We start from the raw sequence: 22356 nt of genomic DNA, 5'->3' as shown, positions 1-22356 counted from the left end.
CCTGACCAAGGTCGAGATTTTCACCGACGGCGCCTGCAAGGGCAATCCGGGCACCGGGGGGTGGGGCGCGCTGCTCGTCTCCAACGGCCACGAGAAGGAAATCTTCGGCGGCGAGCCGAACACCACCAACAACCGCATGGAGCTGCGCGCCGTGATCGAGGCATTGGGCGTGCTGAACCGCCCGTGCAACGTGGTGCTGCACACCGACAGCCAGTACGTCCAGAAGGGGATCTCGGAATGGATCCACGGCTGGAAGGCGCGCGGCTGGAAGACCTCGACCAAGGAACCGGTCAAGAACGACGACCTGTGGAAGGCGCTCGACCTGGCGCAGCAGCAGCATGCGGTGGAATGGCGCTGGGTGCGCGGCCACAACGGCCATCCCGGCAACGAACGGGCCGACGTGCTGGCGAACCGGGGCGCGGCCTCGGCGCGTCGCTGACCTGACCAGGCACCGACCGCGCGCAGTCTGTGCAGTTTGTTATACTGCGCTCCGCATCAACTCATCAGTAAAGCACCATGCGCCAGATTGTCCTCGATACCGAAACCACCGGCCTGAATCCACGTACCGGCGACCGCGTCATCGAGGTCGGCTGTGTTGAAATCTTCAACCGCAAGCTGACCGGGAATAACTTTCACCGCTATATCAACCCGGAACGCGATTCCGACGAGGCGGCGCTGGCTGTCCACGGCCTGACCACCGAATTCCTGAGCGACAAGCCGAAATTCCACGAGATCGCCGAGGAATTGCGCGCCTACATCGACGGCGCCGAAGTCATCATCCACAATGCACCTTTCGACCTGGGCTTCCTGAACCACGAGTTCGTCCGGCTCGGCCTGCCGCCTTTCGTCGAGCACTGCAGCAACGTGATCGACACCCTGGTATTCGCCAAGGAACTGCATCCGGGCAAGCGGAATTCGCTGGACGCGCTCTGCGACCGCTACGAAATCTCGAACGCGCACCGCAAGCTGCACGGCGCGCTGCTGGACTCGGAACTGCTGGCCGATGTCTACCTGGCCATGACGCGCGGCCAGAACACGCTGACCATGGACGTCGAGGAAGAATCGGCTTCGGGCGGCGAAATGCTCGAGGCCGTGCCGCTGGGCGAGATCATCGTGGTCTCGGCCAGTGCGGACGAGCTGGCGATCCATGAGGAAGTGCTGGCCGGTCTCGACAAGAATATCAAAGGCAGCTGTGTGTGGAGAAATTATTCTCCGCAGGGGTGACGAAAGGCCCGATCTGTGCCATAATACGCCTCGCTTTGGGAGGTTAGCTCAGGGGTAGAGCACTGCATTCACACTGCAGGGGTCGCAAGTTCGAAACTTGCACTTCCCACCAGATTTCGACAGGCCAGCTTCGCGCTGGCCTGTGTCATTTCGAGGCCTCTGCGCAAGCGGCCTGGCGGATGAAAAAGCGAAATTGCTATTTGGAATAAATTGGCGTTTGTGTCATAATAGCGCCTCTCGGGAGGTTAGCTCAGGGGTAGAGCACTGCATTCACACTGCAGGGGTCGCAAGTTCGAAACTTGCACTTCCCACCAGGATTCTCCAGCACCCAGCTGGAACCAGAAGGGCCACGCGATGCGTGGCCTTTTTGCATTCCGCCCGCGGTATTGCGCTGCCACAGCGCCACAGACCCTCCCTCTGACAGGATTGCTTCTTCCGTGTACGGCCGGATGGAGACGCCCGCATGCCCGACACACTCGCGAAGCTCGGCAATGCCTTCGTCTTGGCAGATCATTGCCCGGCGCGCGTGGATCGGCCGTGGCCTGCCCGGTGAGCCGGTGCGCGACATGATGATCGAGGCGGTGGAGGCGCGCTGTGGCAGCACGGACGAGCGGGCAATCGCCGTCGACTGCTCGCGTGATCACGGCGGCGCTGTCCGGGCCAACGAGACGCACGCCCTGGCGGGTTGGTAGCTCCCCATCCGCGTGAGCTCGTGTACACTCGAATCGTATACGGATCACAGGCGGCGCCCGCCGGGATAGACAACCATCACTCGAGACTTTATGTTGAGCGGCCACTACGAACCCTTCCTGGTATTGGTGTCGATCCTGGTAGCGATCCTCGCTTCGTACACGGCCCTCAGCCTGGCCATGCGCGTCAAGGAAACGCATGGCCGTGCACCGTATTTCTGGATCGCCGGCGGCGCGCTGGCCATGGGCAGCGGCATCTGGTCCATGCACTTCATCGGCATGCTGGCCTTCCGCCTGCCGATCCCGATCGGCTACGACAGCCGCATCACCTTCGTGTCCTGGCTGCTGCCCGTGGTCGTGTCCGGCCTGGCGCTATGGCAGCTGCGCCACCGCGAGATCGGCGGGCGCCACCTGGCCTGGGGCGCGCTGCTGATGGGCCTCGGGATCAACGCCATGCATTACACCGGCATGGCCGGCATGCGCATGGATCCGGGCATCACCTACGATCCCTGGCTGTTCGCGGCCTCGGTCGCGATCGCCATCGGGGCCTCGGCCATGGCCTTGTGGATCGCCTTCCGCCTGCACGAGAACCTGCGTCATCCGCGCCTCGCCCAGGGCGGCGCGGCCACCGTGATGGGCTTCGCGATCGCCGGCATGCACTATACCGGCATGGCCGCCGCCCATTTCGACGCGGCCAGCGTGTGCCGCGCCGCGGTCGATGGCGTCAACCAGGACCACCTGGCGCTGCTGGTCACGGTGGCGACGGTGGCGCTGCTGACCATCGCCTTGCTGGCGGCGATCTTCGACGCGCGCCTCGAGTCGCGCAACCGCACCCTGGCCGCCTCGCTCGAAACCGCGGCCGAGCGCCAGCAGCTGTTCCTGCGCGAACAGAAGGCGAGGGTGGAGGCGGAGCAGATCAGCCAGTTGAAGGACGACTTCCTGGCTACGCTCTCGCACGAGCTGCGCACGCCGCTGAACGCGATGCTGGGCTGGTCGCAGCTGCTGCTGAACGGTGCGCGCGACGAGGCCATGCTGCGCCGCGGCCTGGAAACCATCGAACGCAATGCGCGCGGCCAGTCCCAGCTGATCGAAGACATGCTCGACATGAGCCGCCTAATCGCCGGCAAGGTGCGGCTCGACGCCAAGCCGATCGCGCCCGGCGAGTTCGTGCTGGCCGCGGTCGAGACCGCGCGCCCGGCGGCGATGGGCAAGCGTATCCAGCTGACCACCGTGCTCGATCCCGACGCCGGGCCGGTTTCGGGCGACATCGCGCGCATGCAGCAGGTGATGTCGAACCTGATCTCGAACGCCATCAAGTTTACGGAACCGGGCGGCAAGATCACGATCGCGCTGCGGCGCGAGGAGGACGGGGTCGCGGTCGACATCACCGACACCGGCATCGGCATCGCCCCCGATTTCCTGCCCTTTGTGTTCGACCGCTTCCGCCAGGCCGACGCCTCCTCGGCGCGCCGCCACGGCGGGCTGGGCCTGGGCCTGGCGATCGCACGCCAGCTGGTGGAGCTGCAGGGTGGGGCCATTACCGTGTCGAGCCCGGGCCAGGACCAGGGCGCGACCTTCACCCTGCATCTGCCGCCGGCGCCCGCGGAGGCCTTGCCGGCGGCCGTGCCCGAGCCGCGCGGGCTGTACGGCGCGGCGAACGCCTCGGCCGATTTGTCGGGCCTGAGCGTGCTGGTGGTGGACGACGAACGCGATTCGCTGGAACTGGTCCAGCAGGTCCTGGCCGAGACCCAGGCCACGATCCTGCCGGCGATGAGCGCCCAGGAAGCCCTGCTCAGCATCGAGCGCCATCGTCCCGATCTGATCATCAGCGACATCGGCATGCCCCTCATGGATGGCTTCGAGCTGATCAGCAAGGTGCGGGCCTTGCGCGACCGCCAGGCCGCGGCGGTGCCTGCCATCGCCCTGACGGCGTTCTCGCGCAAGGAAGACCAGCAGCGGGCGCTGGAGGCGGGCTTCGACGAGTTCCTGGCCAAGCCCCTGCGCCCGGCGGTGCTGGTGCAGGCGGTGGTGGCGCTCGTGGAGCGCAAGGCGCTGTTGCGTGCCTCGTAAGTGAGTGCTTTAGCGCGCCTAACAAAAGCTTCAGGGCAAGGGATGCTGCCAAGCGACGCGGAGTCGAAGCCAGCACGGCTGTACGGCAAGACGACGCGACGCAGCCGTGACGATTTTGTTGGGCGCTCTTAGGCCGGCTGGCCCGGCAGCACCAGGTGCAGGTCGAGCGTCTCGGCCGCATCCGTGTTCGTGTGCATGCCCTCGACGATGAAGCCGCGGTTGCGGCCGCTTTCCTTGCCCTTGTAGAGGGCGCGGTCGGCCAGGGCGATGGCCTGTTCCCAGCCGACGCTGTCGCCGTCGGCGCCGCCGACGCGCAAGGGCAGGGCGACGGCGCCCGCGGTGGCGCTGATCTCGAGCACCAGTCCGTTCTCGAGGATGACGGGTGTGGAAGCAATCGTGTGCAGGATGCGCTGCACCAGAAGCGCGCGCTGGCCCGGCGTCACGCCCTGCGAGAACACCAGGAATTCCTCGCCGCCCCAGCGCAGCACCATGTCCGATTCGCGTACCGCGAGGCGCAGGCGCCGGCCCACTTCGACCAGCACCGCGTCGCCGGCCGCGTGGCCGTGCAGGTCGTTGATGCGCTTGAAATGGTCGATGTCGAGCAGGGTGAAGCAATCGGCGGCGTCCGTGCGGGCCGCTTCCTCACCCTCGCGGTGGCGCATACGCTCCTGGAAGGAGCGGCGGTTGTGCAGCCCCGTGAGCGGATCGTGCGCCGAGCGGTAAGCCAGTTCCTCGTTGAGCTCGGCCAGGCGGCGGCTGGTGCGCACCGACTTCTTGTACAAATAGAAGACAAAGCCGGACAGCACCAGGCCGAGGGCGGCCGCCAGCCAGGCCACCATCTGCCGCAGGCTGCGGTTACGGATCTCGGCGTCCTTCACGGCGTTTTCCTGGCGCAGGCGGTCGATCTGGACCGCGCGTTCCTTGGCCTTGAACTGTTCCTGCAGGGCCGAAATCGCCTTGTTGCGGTCGTTGAGGGCAAGGTCGGCCTGGATGTCCTCGCGCCGGCGGGTGGTGGCCAGGGCCTCGCGGTACAAGCCGGCTTTTTCCAGCGCCTGCGATTTTTCGCCGAGGAGGTTGGCCACGGCCGCCATCGCGCCCTTCGCGCGCAGGGCTTCGCCGACCTCGTCGATGTAGACCAGGCCCTCGTGCACGCGGCCCTGGCCGAACAGGGCGAAACCCAGGTTCGCCTTGGCCATTTGGAGGCTGGTGGTTTCTTCGATCTGCTGGGACAGCGCCAGCGCCTGGCGCGAAGCGCGTTCGGCCGCGTCATACCGGTGCAGCTTGAGATAGGCGTCGGCGATGTTCCCGAGGATGTTGGCTTCCAGGGTACGCAGCTCGTTGTCGCGCGCCGGACGCAGCGCCTGTTCGAAAGAGAGCAGGGCTTCCTCGACGCGGTTGCCGGCCACCAGCGCGCGCCCTTCGAAGAAGTGCAGCGAGGCGGCCACGCGGGCCGGCAGGGAAGCGTGGGCCGCGCGAAATTCGCGCGTCGTCTCGAGCGCCTTGTCGGGGTCGCCCGAATTCACGTACAGGCGCGCCAGCGCCAGGCGGATGTCGGCTTCACGCGGGCTCCACAGGCCGGGATTGCGCTGCACGATCTCGAGACCGCGCAGGTAATGGTGCAGGGCCCGGTCGAACTGGCCCATGGCGTTGTAGGCCATGCCGGTGATGATCTCGAAGCTGGCCGCGAATTCCAGGTTGCCGAGGTCGCGGTAGCGCGCATCCAGGGTTTCCAGCAGGGCCAGGGCGGCGACCGGGTCGTTGCTGTCGAGCTGGCGGTTGATGCGCACCAGGCTGGCCAGCGCGATGTTGACCGGGTCGTGCTGGGCCTCGGCCAGCTGCATGATGCGCTCGTTGACCTCGTAGGCGTCGCGCAGGCGGCCGGCGTCGTTCTGGACGCGGCGCAGCAGGCGCAGATACTGGATGCGCACCGCATAAGGTGCGCTGTCGTTCAAGGCCTGTGCTTCGCCCAGCAGGGCGGCGCGGGCCCTGGTGTTGCTGCGTTCGGACAGGGCGGCCAGTTCGCGCAGCCGCTCGGCGGGATCCGCGCCGGCGGCGAAGGCCGGCAGGGGCAGGGCCAGGCTGGCCGCCAGCAAGCCGCACGGGGCGGCCCGGCGCAGGACATGCAACGCATGCAAGGCACGCGGAGCCCTGTGCCTAGGCTGTCGAATCTTCATCTGCTTCCGGGCGCCTGCCGAGGTGAATGGGTGGGAATCCGCGGCGCCGGCGTGCCGGAACAGGCGAATTTGTATCCTTCCATTATCTGATGTTGATATATGGAAAGCAAGCGCGGAACGCGCCGCAAGCGGGCCGGAGATGTTTACGCAACGACTTCTCCGGTGTCTTGACGAAGGAATTTGCGTCTATTCATCACTTTGCTTTGATTCCTTACAACATTCTGGTGATAATGGCGCGTCTGCAAAAAAACCGGCATCGGAGCGGGCTCAGCAAATGCGGTTTCGAGTCAGGCATGCGGCCGTATTCGACGCATGTCGCATAGCCTTGGCGTACGACCTACGGCATGGCAATAAGGACAAGACGCGGGACCAAACTATTTTTTGATTGGAGAACATGTAGTGAGTCTTTTCAGAACCAAGAATCTTGACACCATGGTGGCGGCCAGCCGCACCCCTGGCGGACTGAAGAAAGTCCTGGGTCCCTTCGACCTCGTCCTGATGGGCATCGGCGCCATTGTCGGCACCGGTATCTTCGTGCTCACCGGCACGGGCGCCGTTACCGCCGGACCCGCGCTGACCCTCTCCTTCGTCATCGCCGCCCTGGCTTGCGCCTTCGCCGCGCTGTGCTACGCCGAGTTCGCTTCCACCGTGCCGGTCGCCGGTTCGATCTACACCTACAGCTACGCCACCCTGGGCGAACTGGTGGCCTGGATGATCGGCTGGGACCTGCTGCTCGAATACGGCCTGGCCACCTCGACCGTGGCGGTCGGCTGGTCGGGCTATTTCCAGTCGCTGCTCAAGGGCATCGGCGTGGTCCTGCCGGAAGCGCTGCGCGCCGCGCCGGGCGCGATCCCGGGCGTGAACTCCATGTTCAACCTCCCGGCCTTCGTGATCATGATCGTCCTGACCTTCCTGCTCTCGCTGGGCGTGCGCGAGTCGGCCCGCCTGAACAACGTCATGGTGCTGATCAAGACCGGCGTCGTGCTGCTGTTCATCTTCGTCGGCGTCAACTACGTCAAGCCGGATAACTGGCAGCCCTTCATGCCTTTCGGCATGGGTGGCGTGATGAGCGCCGCCGCACTGGTGTTCTTCGCCTTCATCGGCTTCGACGCCGTCACCTCGGCCGCCGAGGAAGTGAAGAACCCGTCCAAGGATCTCCCGATCGGCATCATCGGTTCGCTGGCCGTCTGCACCGTGCTGTACGTGGCGGTGGCGGCGATCATGACCGGCATCGTCCCGTTCATGGACTTCAAGGGCATCGACCACCCGGTCTCGCTGGCCCTTCAGGTGGCCGGCCAGAACTGGGTCGCCGGCTTCGTGGACCTGGCCGCGATCCTGGGCATGAGCACCGTGATCCTGGTGATGGCCTACGGCCAGACCCGCATCCTGTTCGCCATGTCGCGCGACGGCCTGCTGCCGAAGAAGCTGTCGAAGGTGCATCCGAAGTACGGCACCCCGTTCTTCGCCACCTGGATGGTCGGCATCATCTTCGGCCTGATCGCCGCGGTCGTGCCGCTGGGCGTGCTTGCCGAGCTGGTCAACATCGGCACCCTGGCCGCCTTCTCGCTGGTCTCGGTCGCCGTCATCATCCTGCGCAAGAACCGCCCGGACCTGCACCGCGCCTTCCGCTGCCCGGGCGTGCCGGTGATCCCGGCCCTGGCCGTGGTGTTCTGCCTGACCCTGATGTCCTTCCTGAGCTGGCACACCTGGGTCGCCTTCATCGTCTGGCTGCTGATCGGCCTGGCGGTGTACTTCGGCTACGCGCGCAAGCGTTCGCTGCTGCACCCGGCGGTCCAGGCCTGATCGCCTGGCCCCACGGCGCCTGCTCCCCGGCAGGCGCCGCCGCCCCAGCGCCGTGTTAAGCTGGAGCCCGTGGGCGCGCCATCCCGGCGCGCCCCGGTCACACGGAGACCTTCCATGAGCGCCATCGTGCTCGGCCCGGCCGACGCCCTCCTGATCGTCGATCTGCAGCGCGATTTCCTGCCGGGCGGCAGTCTCGCGGTGCCCCATGGAGACCGCGTCATCGCGCCGATCAACGCGCTCATCGACCTGTACCGCGTACGCCGCCTGCCGGTGTATGCCTCGCGCGACTGGCATCCTCACGACCATTGTTCCTTCGCCGCCCAGGGCGGACCCTGGCCGCCGCATTGCGTCGCCGGTTCCGACGGTGCGCGCTTCTCCGAGGCGCTGCGCGTGCCCGAGGACGCCACCGTGGTCTCGAAAGCGGACAGCGCCGATACCGACGCCTACTCCGCCTTCAGCGGCACCGGCCTGGGCGATGCGCTGCGCCGGCGCGGGGTCTCGCGGCTGGCCGTGTGCGGCCTGGCCACCGATTACTGCGTCCTGAATACCGTCCTCGACGGCATCGAGGAGGGCTTCGAAGTCCTGCTGGTGCCCGAGGCCATCAGCGCGGTGGACGTGCGCGCCGGCGACGGCGACCATGCGGTGGCGCGCATGCTGCGGCGCGGCGCGGTGCCGGTGCGCTTGTCGGGCGGCCAGCTGGTCGCAGACGTGTCGCTCGGCGCGCAGCTGTAATCCCGGCGCTTGTGCGCGCTGGCGCACAGTGCGGCCTCCTGTTTGGTTCTAGCGTTCCGCTTCCCTGCATGACTGATGGATGGAGGCCGGAATGGCGACGGTCGGCGATTTTCTGCCGGAACGGCTGGCCCAATGGGGCGGTCGCGCTTTCCCTATGCCGGATTCCTGCCGCCGGAAGGGCAGGCGCGCGGCGTCCAGATCGACATCGATGGCCGCATGCTGGGGCTGGGCTATCCGATGGAACTCGAGCTGGTCGGCGCCGCCCGCGCCAGCCTGTGGGCCTTGATCCCGCTCCTGCGGCGCAAGACCGAGCGCGCATGGCGCGAACGCATCGAGCGAGATGTGCGCGAGAGCCGCGCCGAGCTGGCGGAACGCCGCATGGGGCAGGGCGCTGGGCGCCGGCCGGTCCTTCCTGCTGGACGTGCTGGCCGATCCGACCATCCCGCCGCTGCCGCCGCAGACGGTCGACAAATACGCTCGGCAGTTAGAGGAAGCGGCCGCCAAGGGCGATCCCGAGGGCGGCGAGGCGCGGCGCGGCGTGGACCAGCAGGGCGGCTGAGCGCCGGGCCTCCGGGCAGGGACATGCCGGGAATAACAGTTTGTTATTTTTTTGTAATCCCTTTCTTACATCCTCGCAGCGCGCCTACCGATTCTCGTGCAACAGAGCAGTCCGGATAATGTCCGTATCGTCCTCCAGACCAACCAGAATCCGACATGAACCAGATGCTGTTAGCCGAGGCTCCATCCAGCGCCGTCCCACAAGGCACGGTCGCGGAAGAGCGCGCGAAGAACGTGTATTTCTCGCTGTATGCCGAACCGGCATCGATGCCCGACGAAGCCCAGGACTTCCTGCGTGAACAGATCGCGGCCGCATCCGGCCTGCCGGCCGACCTGCCGTCCACCGTGGCCGAGCTGCCGGGCTGGGTCGAGCAGCACACGGACGCCGTCGGCGCCCAGTACCGCGAATATCTGGCGGCGCGCAAGGCCGGCGCCCCGCGCCGCTACTTCAGCTGCCGGGCCCATGCGCTCTACTTCATCAAGGGTGTCGCCCCGACCAAGCTGGTCGACGGCGCCTGGCTCTACGGCCTGCTGCGCCAGTGGGACAAGCAGGCCTTCCATCCCCTGATCAAGACCTACCTGGAAGAGCTGGGCGAGGGCGTGCCGGACAAGAACCACGTTACCATCTACCGCAAGCTGCTGGCCACCCACGGCTGCGAAGGCTGGGAAGGCCTGGACGACCAGCATTTCCTGCAGGGCGCGATCCAGCTCGTGCTGGGCCACCATGCCGAGCGCTTCCTGCCCGAAGTCATCGGCTACAACCTCGGCTACGAGCAGCTGCCGCTGCACCTGCTCATCACGTCCTACGAGCTGAACGAGCTGGGCATCGATCCCTATTACTTCACCCTGCATGTCACGGTCGATAACGCGGCCACTGGCCACGCCCGCAAGGCGGTGCAGGCCCTGGCCGACCTGATGCCGCGCGTGGGCGACCGCGACGCCTTCTACCGCCGCGTGCTGGACGGCTACCGCCTGAACGAACTGGGCGCGAGCACCACCTCGGTGATCGCGGAATTCGACCTGCAAGCCGAACTAGTGAACATCCTGGCGGCGAAGAGCAGCGTCGGCAAGAACATGCACTCGGATTACTGCCGCGTCGCCGGCCGCTCCGTCAACGACTGGCTGGCCGAGCCGGCGCGCATTCCGGATTTCCTGGCCGCCCTCGAGAAGGCCGGCTGGATCAAGCGCGGCGAAGATCCCGAGCACAGCCGCTTCTGGCGCCTGGTGCACGGCGAGCGTGCCGAGATGTTCGGCGTCTTCAGCGCCTACGAACAACAGGTGCTGCGCGACTGGATCATGAGCGCGCCGGGAGGCGAGGGCTCGGCGGCGGCTGGGCGTGTGCTGACCCATCGCGCGCGCCAGCGTACCCTGGACACCCTGGGCCAGCATGCCGAGCGCGGCATCGCCTTCCCGGAGCGCGGCCTGATCCGGCGCCACCCGCGCCTGGAAGAGCCGGACAACGAATTGCGCCTGCTGGAGCAGCAGGTGGCAGCCGCCAGCGGCAAGCAGGATGCGATGGACCTGCTGGCCAAGCTGCTGTCGCCCGAGGTACACCATACCGCGGCTGGCCTGATGGCCACCCGCATGTACACGCAGCTGTTCGACGCCTGAGCCGTTTCCGCTGCATGGGAAGGGCGTCCTGTGGGCGCCCTTTCTGCGGTTGAACGATTGATATGGTTTGATACGACAAGGACTTACCGGTGCAAATCCTCGAACAACGTTTCCTGCGTGGCCCCAACGTGCACGCCGATTCCCCCTGCCTGCTCTCCGTGCTCGACCTGGAAGACCTGTACGGCCGCTCGACCCGCGATCTGCCCGGCTTTAACGAGGCGCTGCTGGAAGCGCTCCCTTCGCTGCACGGCCAGCTGCTGCCGACCGGCCAGCCGGGCGGCTTCGCCCAGCGCCTGCGCGAAGGCACCTACCTCGGCCGGGTGGTCGAACACGTGACCCTCGACCTCCAGACCCAGGCCGGCGCGCCCGCCAGCTATGGCCGCACCCGTCCCGTGGCCGGGCATCCCGGCCAGTTCCGCATCGTCTGCGCCTACGCCTGCGAAAAGCTGGCCCAGCCGGCCTTCCAGCTGGCGGTCGACCTGGTCGGGGCGCTGGCCCGCGGCGACGCCTTCGAGGTCGAGCCGCGCATGGACGAGCTGCGCGAGATCGCCGCCCACTACGCCATCGGCACCAGCACCGCCTCGGTGCTGGCGGCGGCCCATGAGCGCGGCATCCCGGTCCAGCGCATCACCGAGGACGCCAACCTGTTCCTGCTCGGCTGGGGCGTCAAGCAGAAGCGCCTGCGCGCCACCACCACCGGCGACACCAGCTTCATCGCGGCCAAGATCGCCAGCGACAAGCAGCTGACCAAGGTCTTGCTCAAGGAAGCGGGCGTGCCCGTGCCCGAGGGCGACACCGTGACCACCCTGGCGGCGGCCCAGCGGGTGGCCGCGCGCCTGAAGGCGCCGGTCACCGTCAAGCCGCTCGACGCCAACCAGGGCAAGGGCGTCAGCGTCGACTGCCGCACCCCGGACGACGTGGCGCGCGCCTTCGAGTTCGCGCGCGAGTACGGCCGCAAGATCATCGTCGAGCGCCACGTCGAGGGCCGCGACTACCGCGTGCTGGTGGCGGGCGGGAAAGTCGCCGCCGCCTCCTGCCGCCGCCCGGCACACGTGGTGGGCGACGGCAAGCTGACGGTGCGCGAGCTGGTCGAGATCGAGAACCGCAACCCGGCGCGCGGCGCCGGCCACAGCAACATCCTGACCCGGATCGCGCTCGACGAACACGCGGCCGACATGCTGGCGCGCCAGGGCTACACGGTCGACTCGGTGCTGCCGGCCGGGGTGACGGCCGTTTTGCGCGGCAATGCCAACCTGTCCACCGGAGGCACCGCCGAGGACGTGACCGACCTGCTGCCCGAATCGACACGCGCCCTGTGCGTGCGTGCGGCGGCCAAGATCGGGCTGGACGTGGCCGGGATCGACATCGTTTGCCTCGACATCGCCGAGCCGCTCGCGGCCCAGCGCGGCGCGGTCATCGAGGTCAACGCGGCGCCAGGCATCCGCATGCACGAGTACCCCTCCAGCGGCACGCCGCGCAACGCGGGCGACGCCATCGTCCAGGGCCTGATGGGCGACTCGAATGGGCGCATCCCGCTGGTGGCGGTGACCGGCACCAACGGCAAGACCACCACCACCTTGCTGATCGCCCACACTGCGCGCATGGCCGGCCTGGTGACGGGCGTGACCACCACCGAAGGCGTGTTCATCGACGGCAGGCAGATCGTCAAGGGCGACTGCACCGGCTACTGGTCGGCGCGCACGGTGCTGTCGGCGCCCGACGTCGAGTTCGCGGTGCTGGAAACGGCCCGCGGCGGCCTGCTCAAGCGCGGCCTGGCCTTCGACCGCTGCGATGTCGGCGTGGTGCTGAACGTGGCGCCGGACCACCTCGGCCTGGACGGCGTCGACACCATCGAAGACCTGGCCCAGGTCAAGGCGGTGGTGGCGCTGTCGGCCTCGAAGGCGGCGGTGCTCAACGCCGAGGACGCCCTGTGCGTGGCGATGGCGCGCCGCGTCAAGCCGGGCACCGAGATCGTGTTCTTCTCGATGGATGCCGAGAACCCGGTGCTGCTCAAGCACCTGGAGGACGGCGGTCGCGGCGTCTACCTGCAGGACGGCGCCCTGGTGGTCGCCGACGGCACCCGCCACCAGGCCCTGGTGAAGGTGGAGAGCATGCCGGTCGCTTTCGGCGGCCAGGCGCGCTTCAACATCGCGAACAGCCTGGCTGCGGCCGGGGCCCTGATGGCCTCGGGACTGAGCAACATGCAGATCGCCACCGGCCTGTCGACCTTCGAATCCAACGGCCGCACCAATCCGCTGCGCACCAATATGTTCGACGTGCGCGGCGTGACCGTGATCGTCGATTACGCGCACAATGCGGCGGCCTATGCCGGCATTGCCGAGATGGCGCGCGCCATGCTGCCGGGCCAGCTGGTGGGCATCGTCACCGCGCCGGGCGACCGCCGCGACACCGACCTGCACGAGATCGGCGAGGTGTGCGGCGAGCGTTTCGACGAACTGGTGGTGTACGAATCGCAGAGCCGCGGCCGCCCGGTGGGCGAGGCGGTGGACCTGATCCTGGAAGGGGCGCAGGACGTGGTCGGCATGAGCGACACCTTGCACCGCGAGATCGAGGTGGGGAATGCCATCCGCCTGGGCTTGTCGCTGTGCCGGCCGGGGGATGTGCTGGTGTTCGCCTGCGGTTCCTCGCTGCAGGTCTTCATCGACGCGATCCGCGTGAACGATCCGGAAAGCGCCGATCTCATTGCCGCGCAAGTGTAATCCGTAGCGTCGGCGGCAAAGCCGCCCACCCTACAAAAAAGGGCTCCATATGGAGCCCTCGTTCTTTCTAGATCGCCGCGGCTTCGATCCGCTGCGCCAGGTCCGGCCTGGTCGGCCTGAGCGCCTCCGTCAACTCCGAGATCGACGACCCGCAACCGAACACCAGCACGTCGCCGGGCTGGCACAGCGACAGGCCGAGGCGGATCGCGCGGTGCACGTCCAGTTCGATGCGCATGCTTTCCTGGTCGACCCGTCCCAGCCTTGCCCCGCGCGCCAGCAGCGCGGCGGTCTCGCCGTCCGCACGGCCGCGGTTCTCGGTCTCGTAGATCACCAGCTCGTCGAAGCCCGCCGCGCAGGTGCGCCCCACGTCGACCAGGTCGGCGTCGCGCCGGTCGCCGGGCGCTGCCACCACGCCGACCAGGCGCCCCGGCGTCATGGCGCGCGCCGTCTCGGCCAGGGCCGCGTAGGCCGCCGGATTGTGGGCGTAGTCGACGATCACGGTCACGCCGTCGACGTCGAACAGGTTGGCGCGCAGCGGATTATGCTTGCTGTCCGAGACGAAGCTGCGCAGGCCGTCCGCGATCTCTTCGATGCCGAAGCCGGTGGCCGTGAGGGCGGCGGCGGCGGCCATCGCATTGGCGATGTTGTAGCGCGCCCGGCCCTCGAGCGACACCGGCATGTCGCGCACGTCCAGCAGGGCCTCGTGGCGCGCGCCGTTGGCCAGCACCATGGTCGAATCCTGGAGGTAGACTGCGCGTCCGCCGTGCTCGACGTGGCGCAGCAGCACCGGGTCTTCGGCGTCGAGGGCGAAGTAGATCACCTCGACCGCGGCGTCCAATTCGTCCGCCATCTTCACGCACCAGTTGTCCTCGGCATTCAGCACCACCGCGCGCTTGGCCTGCTTCGCGATCACGGCCTTCACCCTGGCCAGGTCTTCGATGGTGTCGATGCCGTCCAGGCCCAGGTGGTCGGCCGAGACGTTCAGCACCACGGCGACGTCGCAGCGGTCGAAGGCCAGGCCGCGCTTGAGGATGCCGCCACGCGCGGTCTCCAGCACCGCGAAGTCGACGTCCGGTGCCGACAGCACGCTGCGCGCCGAATGGTAGCCGGTGCAGTCGCCTTCGCGCAGCAGTTCGCCGCGCACGTAGACGCCGTTGGTGGTGGTCACGCCGTCGCGCAGGCCGGCGCCGCGCACGGTGTGGCCGATCAGGAGGCTGGTGGTGGTCTTGCCGTTGGTGCCGGTGACCGCCACCACGGGAATACGGCCGTCGTCCTGGCCGAACAGCGCCTCGACGATGGCGTCGCCGGCGTCGCGCGGCGTGCCGCGGCTCGGGTACTGGTGCATGCGGATGCCGGGCGCCGCGTTGACTTCGATGATGCCGCCTTGCTGCTCGCGCAGCGGTTGCGCGATGTCGCGGCAGATGATGTCGATGCCGGCCACGTCCAGCCCGATGGTGCGCGCTGCCCTGATGCAGATCTCGCGGGTCTCCTCGGGCAGCAGGTCGGTGACGTCTTCGGCGGTGCCGCCGGTCGACAGGTTGGCGTTGCCGCGCAGGTCGGCGTGGGCGCCCTCGGGCAGCACCGTGTCGGTGTCGTAGCCCTGCTTGGCCAGGGTCTCCAGCGCCAGGGCGTCAAGCGGGATCCTGGTCAGGATGTTGGTGTGGCCGTCCCCGCGCGCGGGATTGCGGTTCTCCAGTTCCACCAGTTCGCGGATGCTGGAGCGGCCGTCGCCGGTGACGCAGGGCGGGCGGCGCCAGGAAGCGGCGGCGATCTTGCCGCCGGTGACCAGGACACGGTAGTCGCGCCCTTCGAGATAATCCTCGACGATCACGTGGCGGCTGTAGCGGCGCGCGTGCTCATAGGCGCGCGCCACGTCTTCAGGCGTGCGGCAGTCGACGGTGACGCCCTTGCCCTGGTTGGCGTCGAGCGGCTTGACCGTGACGGGGCCGTGCAGGCGGCGCGCCACGCGCTGGGCCTGTTCCAGGCTGGTGACCGTGTCGCCGCCCGGCACCGGCACCCCGGCCTGCTCGAGCAGGGTCTTGGTCAGCTGCTTGTCGCTGGCGATGCCGACCGCGATCGAGTTGGTCGCGCCGGTGATCGTGGCCTGCAGCCGCTGCTGGCGGCTGCCCCAGCCGAGCTGGAACAGGTTGGCCTCGTCCGTCAGGCGCAGGGCAGGGATGCCGCGGCGTTGGGCGGCCGCCAGCACCGCGCCGGTACTGGTGCCGATCGCATGGCGCTCGGCCAGGTCGCGCAGCTCGGCCAGCGCGTCGTCCAGGCCGTAGGGGCGGCCTTCGGCGACCGCGTCCAGCAGGTCCGCGCCGGCTTGCAGGGCGGCCAAAGCCACCTGTTCGATGGCATAGCCGCATACCACGCGGCGGCAGGCGGCCGCGCCGCGCGTAGGCAGGGTGAGGCTGGAGGGGCCGGGCGCGCCGGCGAGGCGCTGCAGCTCCATGACGACCGGCTCGAGGGCGTCGATGCACAAGGCATCGTCGGTCAGGCGCACGGCGGCTTCGGCGGGGAAGGCAGGGAGCAGTTCGAGCAGGCGCGCGGCGAAGCCTTGTTTGGGTCCGTCGCCTTCCTCGACCACTGCCATCAGGCAGGGGTGGGCGGCATACAGGTTGGGGCCGCGCAGCACGCGTTTTTCCTTGATTCTCATGAAATCGGGGTCCGTTTAGTGACGTTTTCCAGGAAGTCCAGCAGCGACGGCGGCAGGCTCTTGGCCTCGGCCGCGCCGCTGTCCGGCAAGCGGTAGCTGCTGCCGGCCGGCAGCAGGTGCAGGCGGACATCGATCAGTTCGGGGATGTCGCGGTCGGCGATGTCGGCCACGTTGGTGGTCATGGTGCGGCCGTCGACGATGGTGACGGCGCCTTCGCCGAGCACCTCGATGCCGACCCCGCGTTCGATCACCAGCGCGGTGTCCTCGTCGATGCCGATCCCCTGCAGGTAGGGGTTCTGCGCCACGACGCTGAGCAGACGCGAAAGGCGCTGGCGTTCCGAGAAGTGCTGGTCGATGACGACCCGGTGCAGGAAGCCCAGGCCGGCGCCCAGGCTGACCGAGCCCTTCTCGGGCAGCAGGTCGGCCCGGCCCTGGGCCAGCATGTGGCCGGACATGGCCGAAGCGCCGGCGCTGGTGCCGCCGATGACGGCGCCGCGCATCTTGAGCGCCACGTGCATCTCGGCGTCGAGCGCGGTGCCGCCGATCAGGGCCAGCAGGCGGCGCTGATCCCCGCCGGTCATGAAGATGCCGTCGGCCTCGGCCGCCTGGCGCACGAACTCGGGGCTGTTGGCGTCCTGGCGGCTGTTCAGTTCCAGGTGGCTGTGGCGGGTCACGCCCAGGTCGCCGAAGGCCTCGTCGTACATGTCCCACATCTTGTCGGCGATCCGGCTGGCAGCGGTGATGACCACGATGTTGGCCCCTGGGCCGCCGGACAGTTCCACAAAGCGCGACAGGATTTCCTTGTCGTGCTTGCGGTCCTCGTGGCCGCCGATGATGACGAGGTGGCCGTTGGAACGCGGTGCTGGCGTATCCGTCATCGCTGGGTCATCCTTGCCTGGGGCATGGCGCGGTTGCTGCAGGCGCCGGCATCATTGCGGCTGACCGCGATCAGCCCCACCGCCACGTCCTTGTCGAACAGGTCGATTCCGCGCTGGAGGGCCTGGGCCAGCGGCATGCCGGCGGCGATCCAGTCGTAGACGGTGCGCGCCAGCAGGTGGCGCACGATGTGCTCGCCGATGCCGGTGGCGCAGATCGCGCCATGCGGCCCGGCGTAGAAGCCGCTGCCGATGATCGGGCTGTCGCCGACGCGGCCCAGCAGTGCCGGCGCCGAGCCGCCGGTCGAGGTGGCGACGGCGAAATGGCCGTCAGCCCCGCGCACCACGGCGCCCACGGTATCGCAGGCGGTGGCTTCGGGCAGGTCCAGGGGTTTGTTGTAGTTCCAGATGCGCGCGAACACCGCGTTGTCGACGCCCGGCATGGCCGGCACCGAGCCGGCCATCTGGGCCATCAGCTTGCGGTGCTCGGCGCGCTGGCGTTCGGTCACCGGGCGGCTTGCCGGCAGCCCGATGGCGCGCGCGAAGCGCTGGGCGCCTTCGCCGGCCAGCATCCAGTGCGGGGTGTCGGCGATGGCGCGGGCCAGCAGGACGGGATTCCTGACGTCCTGGACACAGGCCACGGCGCCCAGGCGTCCCCGGGTGTCCATGATCGAAGCGTCCATTTCGATGGTGGCGCCGTCCAGGCCCAGCACCGAGCCGCTGCCGGCATTCAGGCGGCCGTCGTCTTCCATCGCGGCGACCGCGGTAATGGCGGCGTCGAGCGCGTCGCCGTTGACTTCGAGTTGCGCCAGGGCGCGCCGCGCCGCCAGCACGCAGGCATCCTCGTGGTCGCAGGATGCGCCGGCGCCGCCGTGCACCACGACGGCGCCGGCTTGTTTGGTCTGACTCATGTTGTCTTTCTTCCTCTGCATTCTTGTTATGAGGGCGGCCAGATCGTGGCCACGCCTGTTGATGCAAATTATGCAAGGCGCGCCCGGCGCACCATATCGGTTGCCCCGCCGTGTGCATGTAAGAGGGTGCTTACAGGGAATTGATCTTGCCGACGACTCGCGGGCTCAGGCGAGCAGCGAGCCGGGCCGCAGCGCCTGGCGCAGCTCGGTCGCCAGCTGGTGGCGGGCGGCCGGAACCAGGAAGCGGCCGACTTCCGCGCGCTGGTCGCGCGCCTCGAGCACGACCAGGGTACGCATGCCGAGGTCGGCCAGGGTGACGCGGGTGTGGTGGGGATCGAGGCGCAGCTCGCTGCTGCGCACGCCGTCGCGGCGCTGTACCAGCAGACAGCCGTCGTCGAGGCGCAGGCGTTCCTGGTCGAGAGCGTGGCGGGCGTAATAGGTCAGGGCGGCGCCGACCGCGGCGCTTTCGAGCAGGGCGAAGGCCAGCACCATCCAGGCGCCGCGCAGCGTAAAGACGAGTGCGATGCCGAGCGTGGCTGCGCTCAGCAGGGCGTAGACCAGCAGCGCCTGGCGCGGGGTCAGGGAACAGTTACGCTTCATGAGCCATTCGCGGCCTCCGGCCGCGGGCGCGCCTGCGCCGGCGGACACGGGCAAACCGGCGCCTGGTGCATCCATCTCCCCCTCCGTGGTCGAATCGACACGCTTCATCATAACGCCATTGCCGCTGTCGGGCGCGAGCGACAGGCGCGGCGCGGGCGGATACAAGGGGCCGGTAATCTGGTACGATATCGCCCCCTCCCATGCAAAGGTTTGTATGACGCACGCTTGCGGCGTTGACTTCGGCACGTCCAATTCCACCGTCGGCTGGCTACGGCCGGATGCCGGCCTCGGCGCCCGGCATTCCGCGGCCGCTTCCCTGCTCACGCTCGAGGACGGCAAGCCGACCTTGCCGTCCGTAGTGTTCTTCAATGCCGACGACGAGCGGGTCAGCTATGGACGCGCGGCCCTGGCCGAATACCTGGAAGGCTATGAAGGCCGCCTGATGCGTTCGCTCAAGAGCCTGCTCGGCACCAGCTTGATCGACGGCCAGACCGAGGTCGCGGGCCGCGCGCTGCCTTTCCGTTCCCTGCTGGCCCAGTTCATCGGCGAGGTCAAGCGCCGCGCCGAGCAGCAGGCCGGCCGTCCATTCGAGCAGGCCGTGTTCGGCCGTCCGGTGTTCTTCATCGACGGCGATCCGGACGCCGACCGCCTGGCCGAGGGCACGCTGGCCGAGGTCGCCCGTTCGGTGGGCTTCCGCGAGGTCAGCTTCCAGTATGAGCCGATCGCCGCCGCCTTCGACTACGAGGCCGGCATCGAGCGCGAGGAGCTGGTCCTGATCGCCGACATCGGCGGCGGCACCTCGGACTTTTCCCTGGTGCGCCTGGGGCCGCAACGCGCCGGCCGCCTCGACCGCCGCGAAGACATCCTGGCCAACGGCGGCGTGCACATCGGCGGCACCGATTTCGACAAGTACCTGAGCCTCGCCGCCGTGATGCCGCTGCTGGGCTATGGCAGCAGTCTGCTCTCGGGCGCGGCCATCCCCTCGAGCTATTACTTCAACCTGGCCACCTGGCACACGATCAACCAGGCCTACACCCGCAAGAGCCAGGCCCAGCTGGCCGACCTGGCGCGCGACGCGGCCGAGCCCAAGAAGATTGCGCGCCTGCAGAACCTGATCGAGGACCGCGCCGGCCACTGGCTGGCGATCCAGGTCGAGGCCGCCAAGATCGGGCTGTCGAGCGCCGAGCAGGTGCGCCTGGAGCTCGGGCGCCTGTCGCCGCCGGAGGACTTGCTGGTCTTGCGCAGCCAGTTCGAAGGCGCCATCGGCCAGCTGGTCGACAGCGTGGGCGCCACCGTGAACGCGCTGTTCGCCGAGGCCGGGATCGGTCCGGAGGATGTCGACACGGTATTCTTTACCGGTGGTTCGAGCGGCGTCGGCCTGCTGCGCGAACGCATCGGCGCCCTGGTGCCGGACGCGCGCCGGGTCGAGGGCGACCTGTTCGGCAGCATCGGGGCCGGCCTGGCCCTGGACGCCAGGCGCAAGTTCGCATAGCAGAGATTGAGGGAACCAACATGAGTATGTATGAGCGTCCGATCGTGATGCTGGACTTCGAGACCACCGGCCTGTCTCCCGACATGGGCGACCGCATCACCGAGGTGGCGGCGCTGCGCATCGTCGGCGGCGAGATCACCGAGCGCTATGTCTCGCTGGTGAACTGCGGGGTGCGCATCCCGTCCTTCATCACCGCCCTGACCGGGATCACCCAGGAGATGGTCGACAGTGCGCCGCCCGCGCGCCAGGTGGTGCCCGAACTGCTGGATTTCATCGGCGGCGACGTGCTGTCCGCCCACAATGCCAGCTTCGACGAGAAATTCCTGAAAGCCGAAGGCGCGCGCCTGGGCCGCGCCACCTCGCACGCCGCGCTGGTGTGCTCGCTCAAGCTCTCGCGCCGCCTGTATCCAGGCCTGATGAGCTACAAGCTGGGCCAGCTCTCGCGCCAGCTCGGCATCGTTTTCCGCGGCACCGCCCACCGGGCCGAGGCCGACGCCGAGGTGGCCGCCGAAGTGCTGCTGCACGCTGCGCGCCACCTGGGCCGCACCTGCGGCCTGGAGCAGGTTGCCCCGGACCTGCTGGTCTCGATCAACAAGGTCGCGGCCGCCAAGATCCCCGTCTTCCTCGACAAATACGCCGCCACCGTGCGCGAGCGCGCCGCGCTCTAGGGCAGCACGGATTTATTCCGGCGCGCAGGAACCGGTCACGAACAATGCGCCCGGCAAGGCCTCGCCGCCCGCGCACCAACCGGAGCGATACCCCGTGGTGTCGCGAGGATTTGCAACGCCGCCGGGTGCATTTTCTCGTGGCCGAAGCCGCCGCCACGAATGAATCAGTGCTTCCCAAGGTCCGTCGTCGTCCCCTCGGATCGTGCGGGCCGTACCCTGCACGATTGTGCCCACGCAAACCCCGGCCACCCCAGTCTACTTACAATTTTAGCAAGTGGATGGCCTTGCTTGCGCGGGCCGGCGCTACCGCCGCGGCCCCGGATCCTGGCCGCCCTGCCGATACCGACGACACCGCAAAGGGGACCTGGATGAGCCGCGAGAATGCCGCCCGCGAGGGCGATGACACCTACCTCTGGTTCCACCGCGCCGCGCTGAACGGCAACCCCTACGCCCAGTTCAACCTGGCGCTGCTGACCCTGCGCGGCAAGTCCGTCGAGCGCGACGACGAGCGTGGCGCGCTCCTGATGATGCGCGCCGCCCAGCAAGGCCTGGCCTACGCCCAGAGCCAGCTCGGCGCGCTGTACTACAACGGCCGCGGGCTGCCGCGCAGCGACGAGCTGGCCGCGGTGTGGTTCCGCCGCGCCGCCGAGCAGGGCGACCGCTCGGCCCAGTACAACCTGGGCCTGCTGTACCGGCGTGGGCGCGGGGTGCGCCAGTCGCACGAGTGCGCGCTCGGCTGGTTCTGGCGCGCGGCCGAGCAAGGCATGGCGCGCGCCCAGAGCTACCTGGGCGAATGCTACCTGCATGGGCTGGGCGCCGCGGTCAGCTATCCGCTGGCCATGGCGTGGTTCCGCAAGGCGGCGCTGCAGGGCTTTCCTCATGCCCAGCTCCACCTGGCCCTGATGTACGAGCGCGGGCACGGCATCGCCCCCAGCCCCTCGCAAGCCCTGTACTGGTTCCGCCACGCGGCGGCGGCCGGCAATCCGGTGGCCCAGCGCCACCTGGGCCTGGCCTATGCCGACGGGGAGGGCGTGCGCGCCGACCCGGTCTGCGCCCGCCACTGGCTCGAACGCGCCGCTCACCAGGGCGACCGCGACGCCCAGTTTGCGCTGGGCGCGCTGTTGTCGGCCGGCGGCGCGTCGGCGCGCGACCGCGAGCGCGCCCTGTCCTGGTTCGAACGGGCGGCCGACCTCGGCCATGCCCAGGCCCAGTACCGGGCCGGGCGCATCCTGTCGGCCGGCGGCCGCGACGGCCGAGGTTCGGCGGCCGCGGTGCGCGACCAGCCGCGCGCGCTGGCCTACTACCTGCGCGCGGCGGAGCAGGGCGCGGCCAATGCCCAGTTCGCGCTGGGCCTGCTGTATGCGGGCGGCCAGGGCGTGCGCCAGGACCTGGTGCGCGCCGCCGAGTGGTACCGGCGCGCGGCCCAGCAGGGCGATGCCGGCGCCCAGAACAACCTGGGGGCGCTGTACGCGCGCGGCGAAGGCGTGGCGCGCGACGACATGCTGGCCGCCTACTGGTACGGCCAGGCGGCCGACCAGGGCCATGCGCTGGCCCAGTACAACCTGGCGGGCAT

17 protein-coding genes and 2 tRNA genes are annotated in these 22356 nt (G+C 68.6%); 14 read left to right on the top strand and 5 right to left on the bottom strand.

Going from position 1 to position 22356, the window contains the following annotated elements:
• Position 1: 1 nt before the first annotated feature.
• From rnhA to V7778_RS20320, 6 genes are all read left to right on the top strand, one after another.
• Positions 2-439 (top strand): ribonuclease HI, encoded by a 438-nt coding sequence (gene rnhA, locus V7778_RS20345; RefSeq protein ID WP_442920742.1) that lies wholly within the window; start codon positions 2-4, stop codon positions 437-439.
• Positions 440-516: 77 nt separating this feature from the next.
• On the top strand, positions 517-1224 hold the full coding sequence (gene dnaQ / locus V7778_RS20340; RefSeq protein WP_335558593.1) for a DNA polymerase III subunit epsilon: 708 nt from the start codon (positions 517-519) through the stop codon (positions 1222-1224).
• A 37-nt stretch (positions 1225-1261) separates the two neighbouring features.
• Positions 1262-1336 (top strand) — tRNA-Val (locus V7778_RS20335).
• 127 nt (positions 1337-1463) lie between these two features.
• A tRNA-Val gene (locus tag V7778_RS20330) sits at positions 1464-1538 on the top strand.
• A 177-nt stretch (positions 1539-1715) separates the two neighbouring features.
• Positions 1716-1916 carry a hypothetical protein gene (locus V7778_RS20325; protein ID WP_335558591.1) on the top strand — a complete coding sequence of 67 codons (201 nt, stop codon included), beginning with the start codon at positions 1716-1718 and terminating at the stop codon, positions 1914-1916.
• A 90-nt stretch (positions 1917-2006) separates the two neighbouring features.
• Positions 2007-3983, top strand: coding sequence for an MHYT domain-containing protein (locus V7778_RS20320; RefSeq protein ID WP_335558589.1), 1977 nt, complete (start codon positions 2007-2009; stop codon positions 3981-3983).
• Between the two features lie 128 nt (positions 3984-4111).
• Here the strand turns inward: V7778_RS20320 and V7778_RS20315 are convergent, their stop codons facing one another.
• Entirely contained in the window at positions 4112-6118 is a 2007-nt protein-coding gene (locus V7778_RS20315) for a diguanylate cyclase (protein ID WP_335558587.1), read from the bottom strand.
• Positions 6119-6556: 438 nt separating this feature from the next.
• On the opposite strand from V7778_RS20315, the gene V7778_RS20310 reads away from it, so the two are divergent.
• The 5 genes from V7778_RS20310 (at position 6557) to cphA (V7778_RS20285) (ending at position 13581) form a co-directional block, all read left to right on the top strand.
• Entirely contained in the window at positions 6557-7960 is a 1404-nt protein-coding gene (locus V7778_RS20310; protein WP_335558585.1) for an amino acid permease, read from the top strand.
• Between the two features lie 114 nt (positions 7961-8074).
• Entirely contained in the window at positions 8075-8692 is a 618-nt protein-coding gene (locus V7778_RS20305; RefSeq protein WP_335558583.1) for an isochorismatase family protein, read from the top strand.
• A gap of 340 nt (positions 8693-9032) precedes the next feature.
• Positions 9033-9251, top strand: a complete 219-nt coding sequence (locus tag V7778_RS20295; protein ID WP_335558655.1) for a hypothetical protein — start codon at positions 9033-9035, stop codon at positions 9249-9251.
• A 155-nt stretch (positions 9252-9406) separates the two neighbouring features.
• The gene (locus V7778_RS20290) at positions 9407-10861 is read left to right on the top strand and encodes an iron-containing redox enzyme family protein (protein ID WP_335558581.1); all 1455 of its coding nucleotides are present in this window, start codon (positions 9407-9409) and stop codon (positions 10859-10861) included.
• Positions 10862-10950: 89 nt separating this feature from the next.
• Positions 10951-13581, top strand: coding sequence for a cyanophycin synthetase (gene cphA / locus V7778_RS20285; protein ID WP_335558579.1), 2631 nt, complete (start codon positions 10951-10953; stop codon positions 13579-13581).
• A 67-nt stretch (positions 13582-13648) separates the two neighbouring features.
• Here the strand turns inward: cphA (V7778_RS20285) and cphA (V7778_RS20280) are convergent, their stop codons facing one another.
• The 4 genes from cphA (V7778_RS20280) to V7778_RS20265 form a co-directional block, all read right to left on the bottom strand.
• Positions 13649-16237: a cyanophycin synthetase gene (gene cphA / locus V7778_RS20280; protein WP_335558577.1), complete on the bottom strand. Its 2589-nt coding sequence runs from the start codon at positions 16235-16237 to the stop codon at positions 13649-13651.
• The gene (locus tag V7778_RS20275; RefSeq protein WP_335558576.1) at positions 16234-17115 is read right to left on the bottom strand and encodes a cyanophycinase; all 882 of its coding nucleotides are present in this window, start codon (positions 17113-17115) and stop codon (positions 16234-16236) included. Before V7778_RS20275 ends, cphA (V7778_RS20280) begins: the two co-directional genes overlap by 4 nt.
• Positions 17112-18023 (bottom strand): isoaspartyl peptidase/L-asparaginase, encoded by a 912-nt coding sequence (locus V7778_RS20270; RefSeq protein WP_335558574.1) that lies wholly within the window; start codon positions 18021-18023, stop codon positions 17112-17114. Before V7778_RS20270 ends, V7778_RS20275 begins: the two co-directional genes overlap by 4 nt.
• 165 nt (positions 18024-18188) lie before the next feature.
• Positions 18189-18698, bottom strand: a complete 510-nt coding sequence (locus V7778_RS20265; protein WP_335558573.1) for a DUF2244 domain-containing protein — start codon at positions 18696-18698, stop codon at positions 18189-18191.
• Positions 18699-18837: 139 nt separating this feature from the next.
• Between V7778_RS20265 and V7778_RS20260 the strand changes: the two genes are divergently transcribed.
• The 3 genes from V7778_RS20260 to V7778_RS20250 all read left to right on the top strand — a co-directional run.
• A complete protein-coding gene (locus V7778_RS20260; protein WP_335558571.1) occupies positions 18838-20115 on the top strand; it encodes an Hsp70 family protein in 1278 nt (425 codons plus the stop codon).
• Between the two features lie 20 nt (positions 20116-20135).
• Positions 20136-20783: a 3'-5' exonuclease gene (locus V7778_RS20255; protein WP_335558569.1), complete on the top strand. Its 648-nt coding sequence runs from the start codon at positions 20136-20138 to the stop codon at positions 20781-20783.
• Positions 20784-21151: 368 nt separating this feature from the next.
• A partial coding sequence (locus tag V7778_RS20250; RefSeq protein ID WP_335558567.1) for a tetratricopeptide repeat protein occupies positions 21152-22356 on the top strand: 1205 nt, incomplete at its 3' end.

The organism is Massilia sp. DD77, assembly GCF_036961685.1.
Classification (GTDB): Bacteria; Pseudomonadota; Gammaproteobacteria; order Burkholderiales; family Burkholderiaceae_D; genus Telluria.
This window is presented reverse-complemented; position numbering and strand designations above follow the sequence as displayed.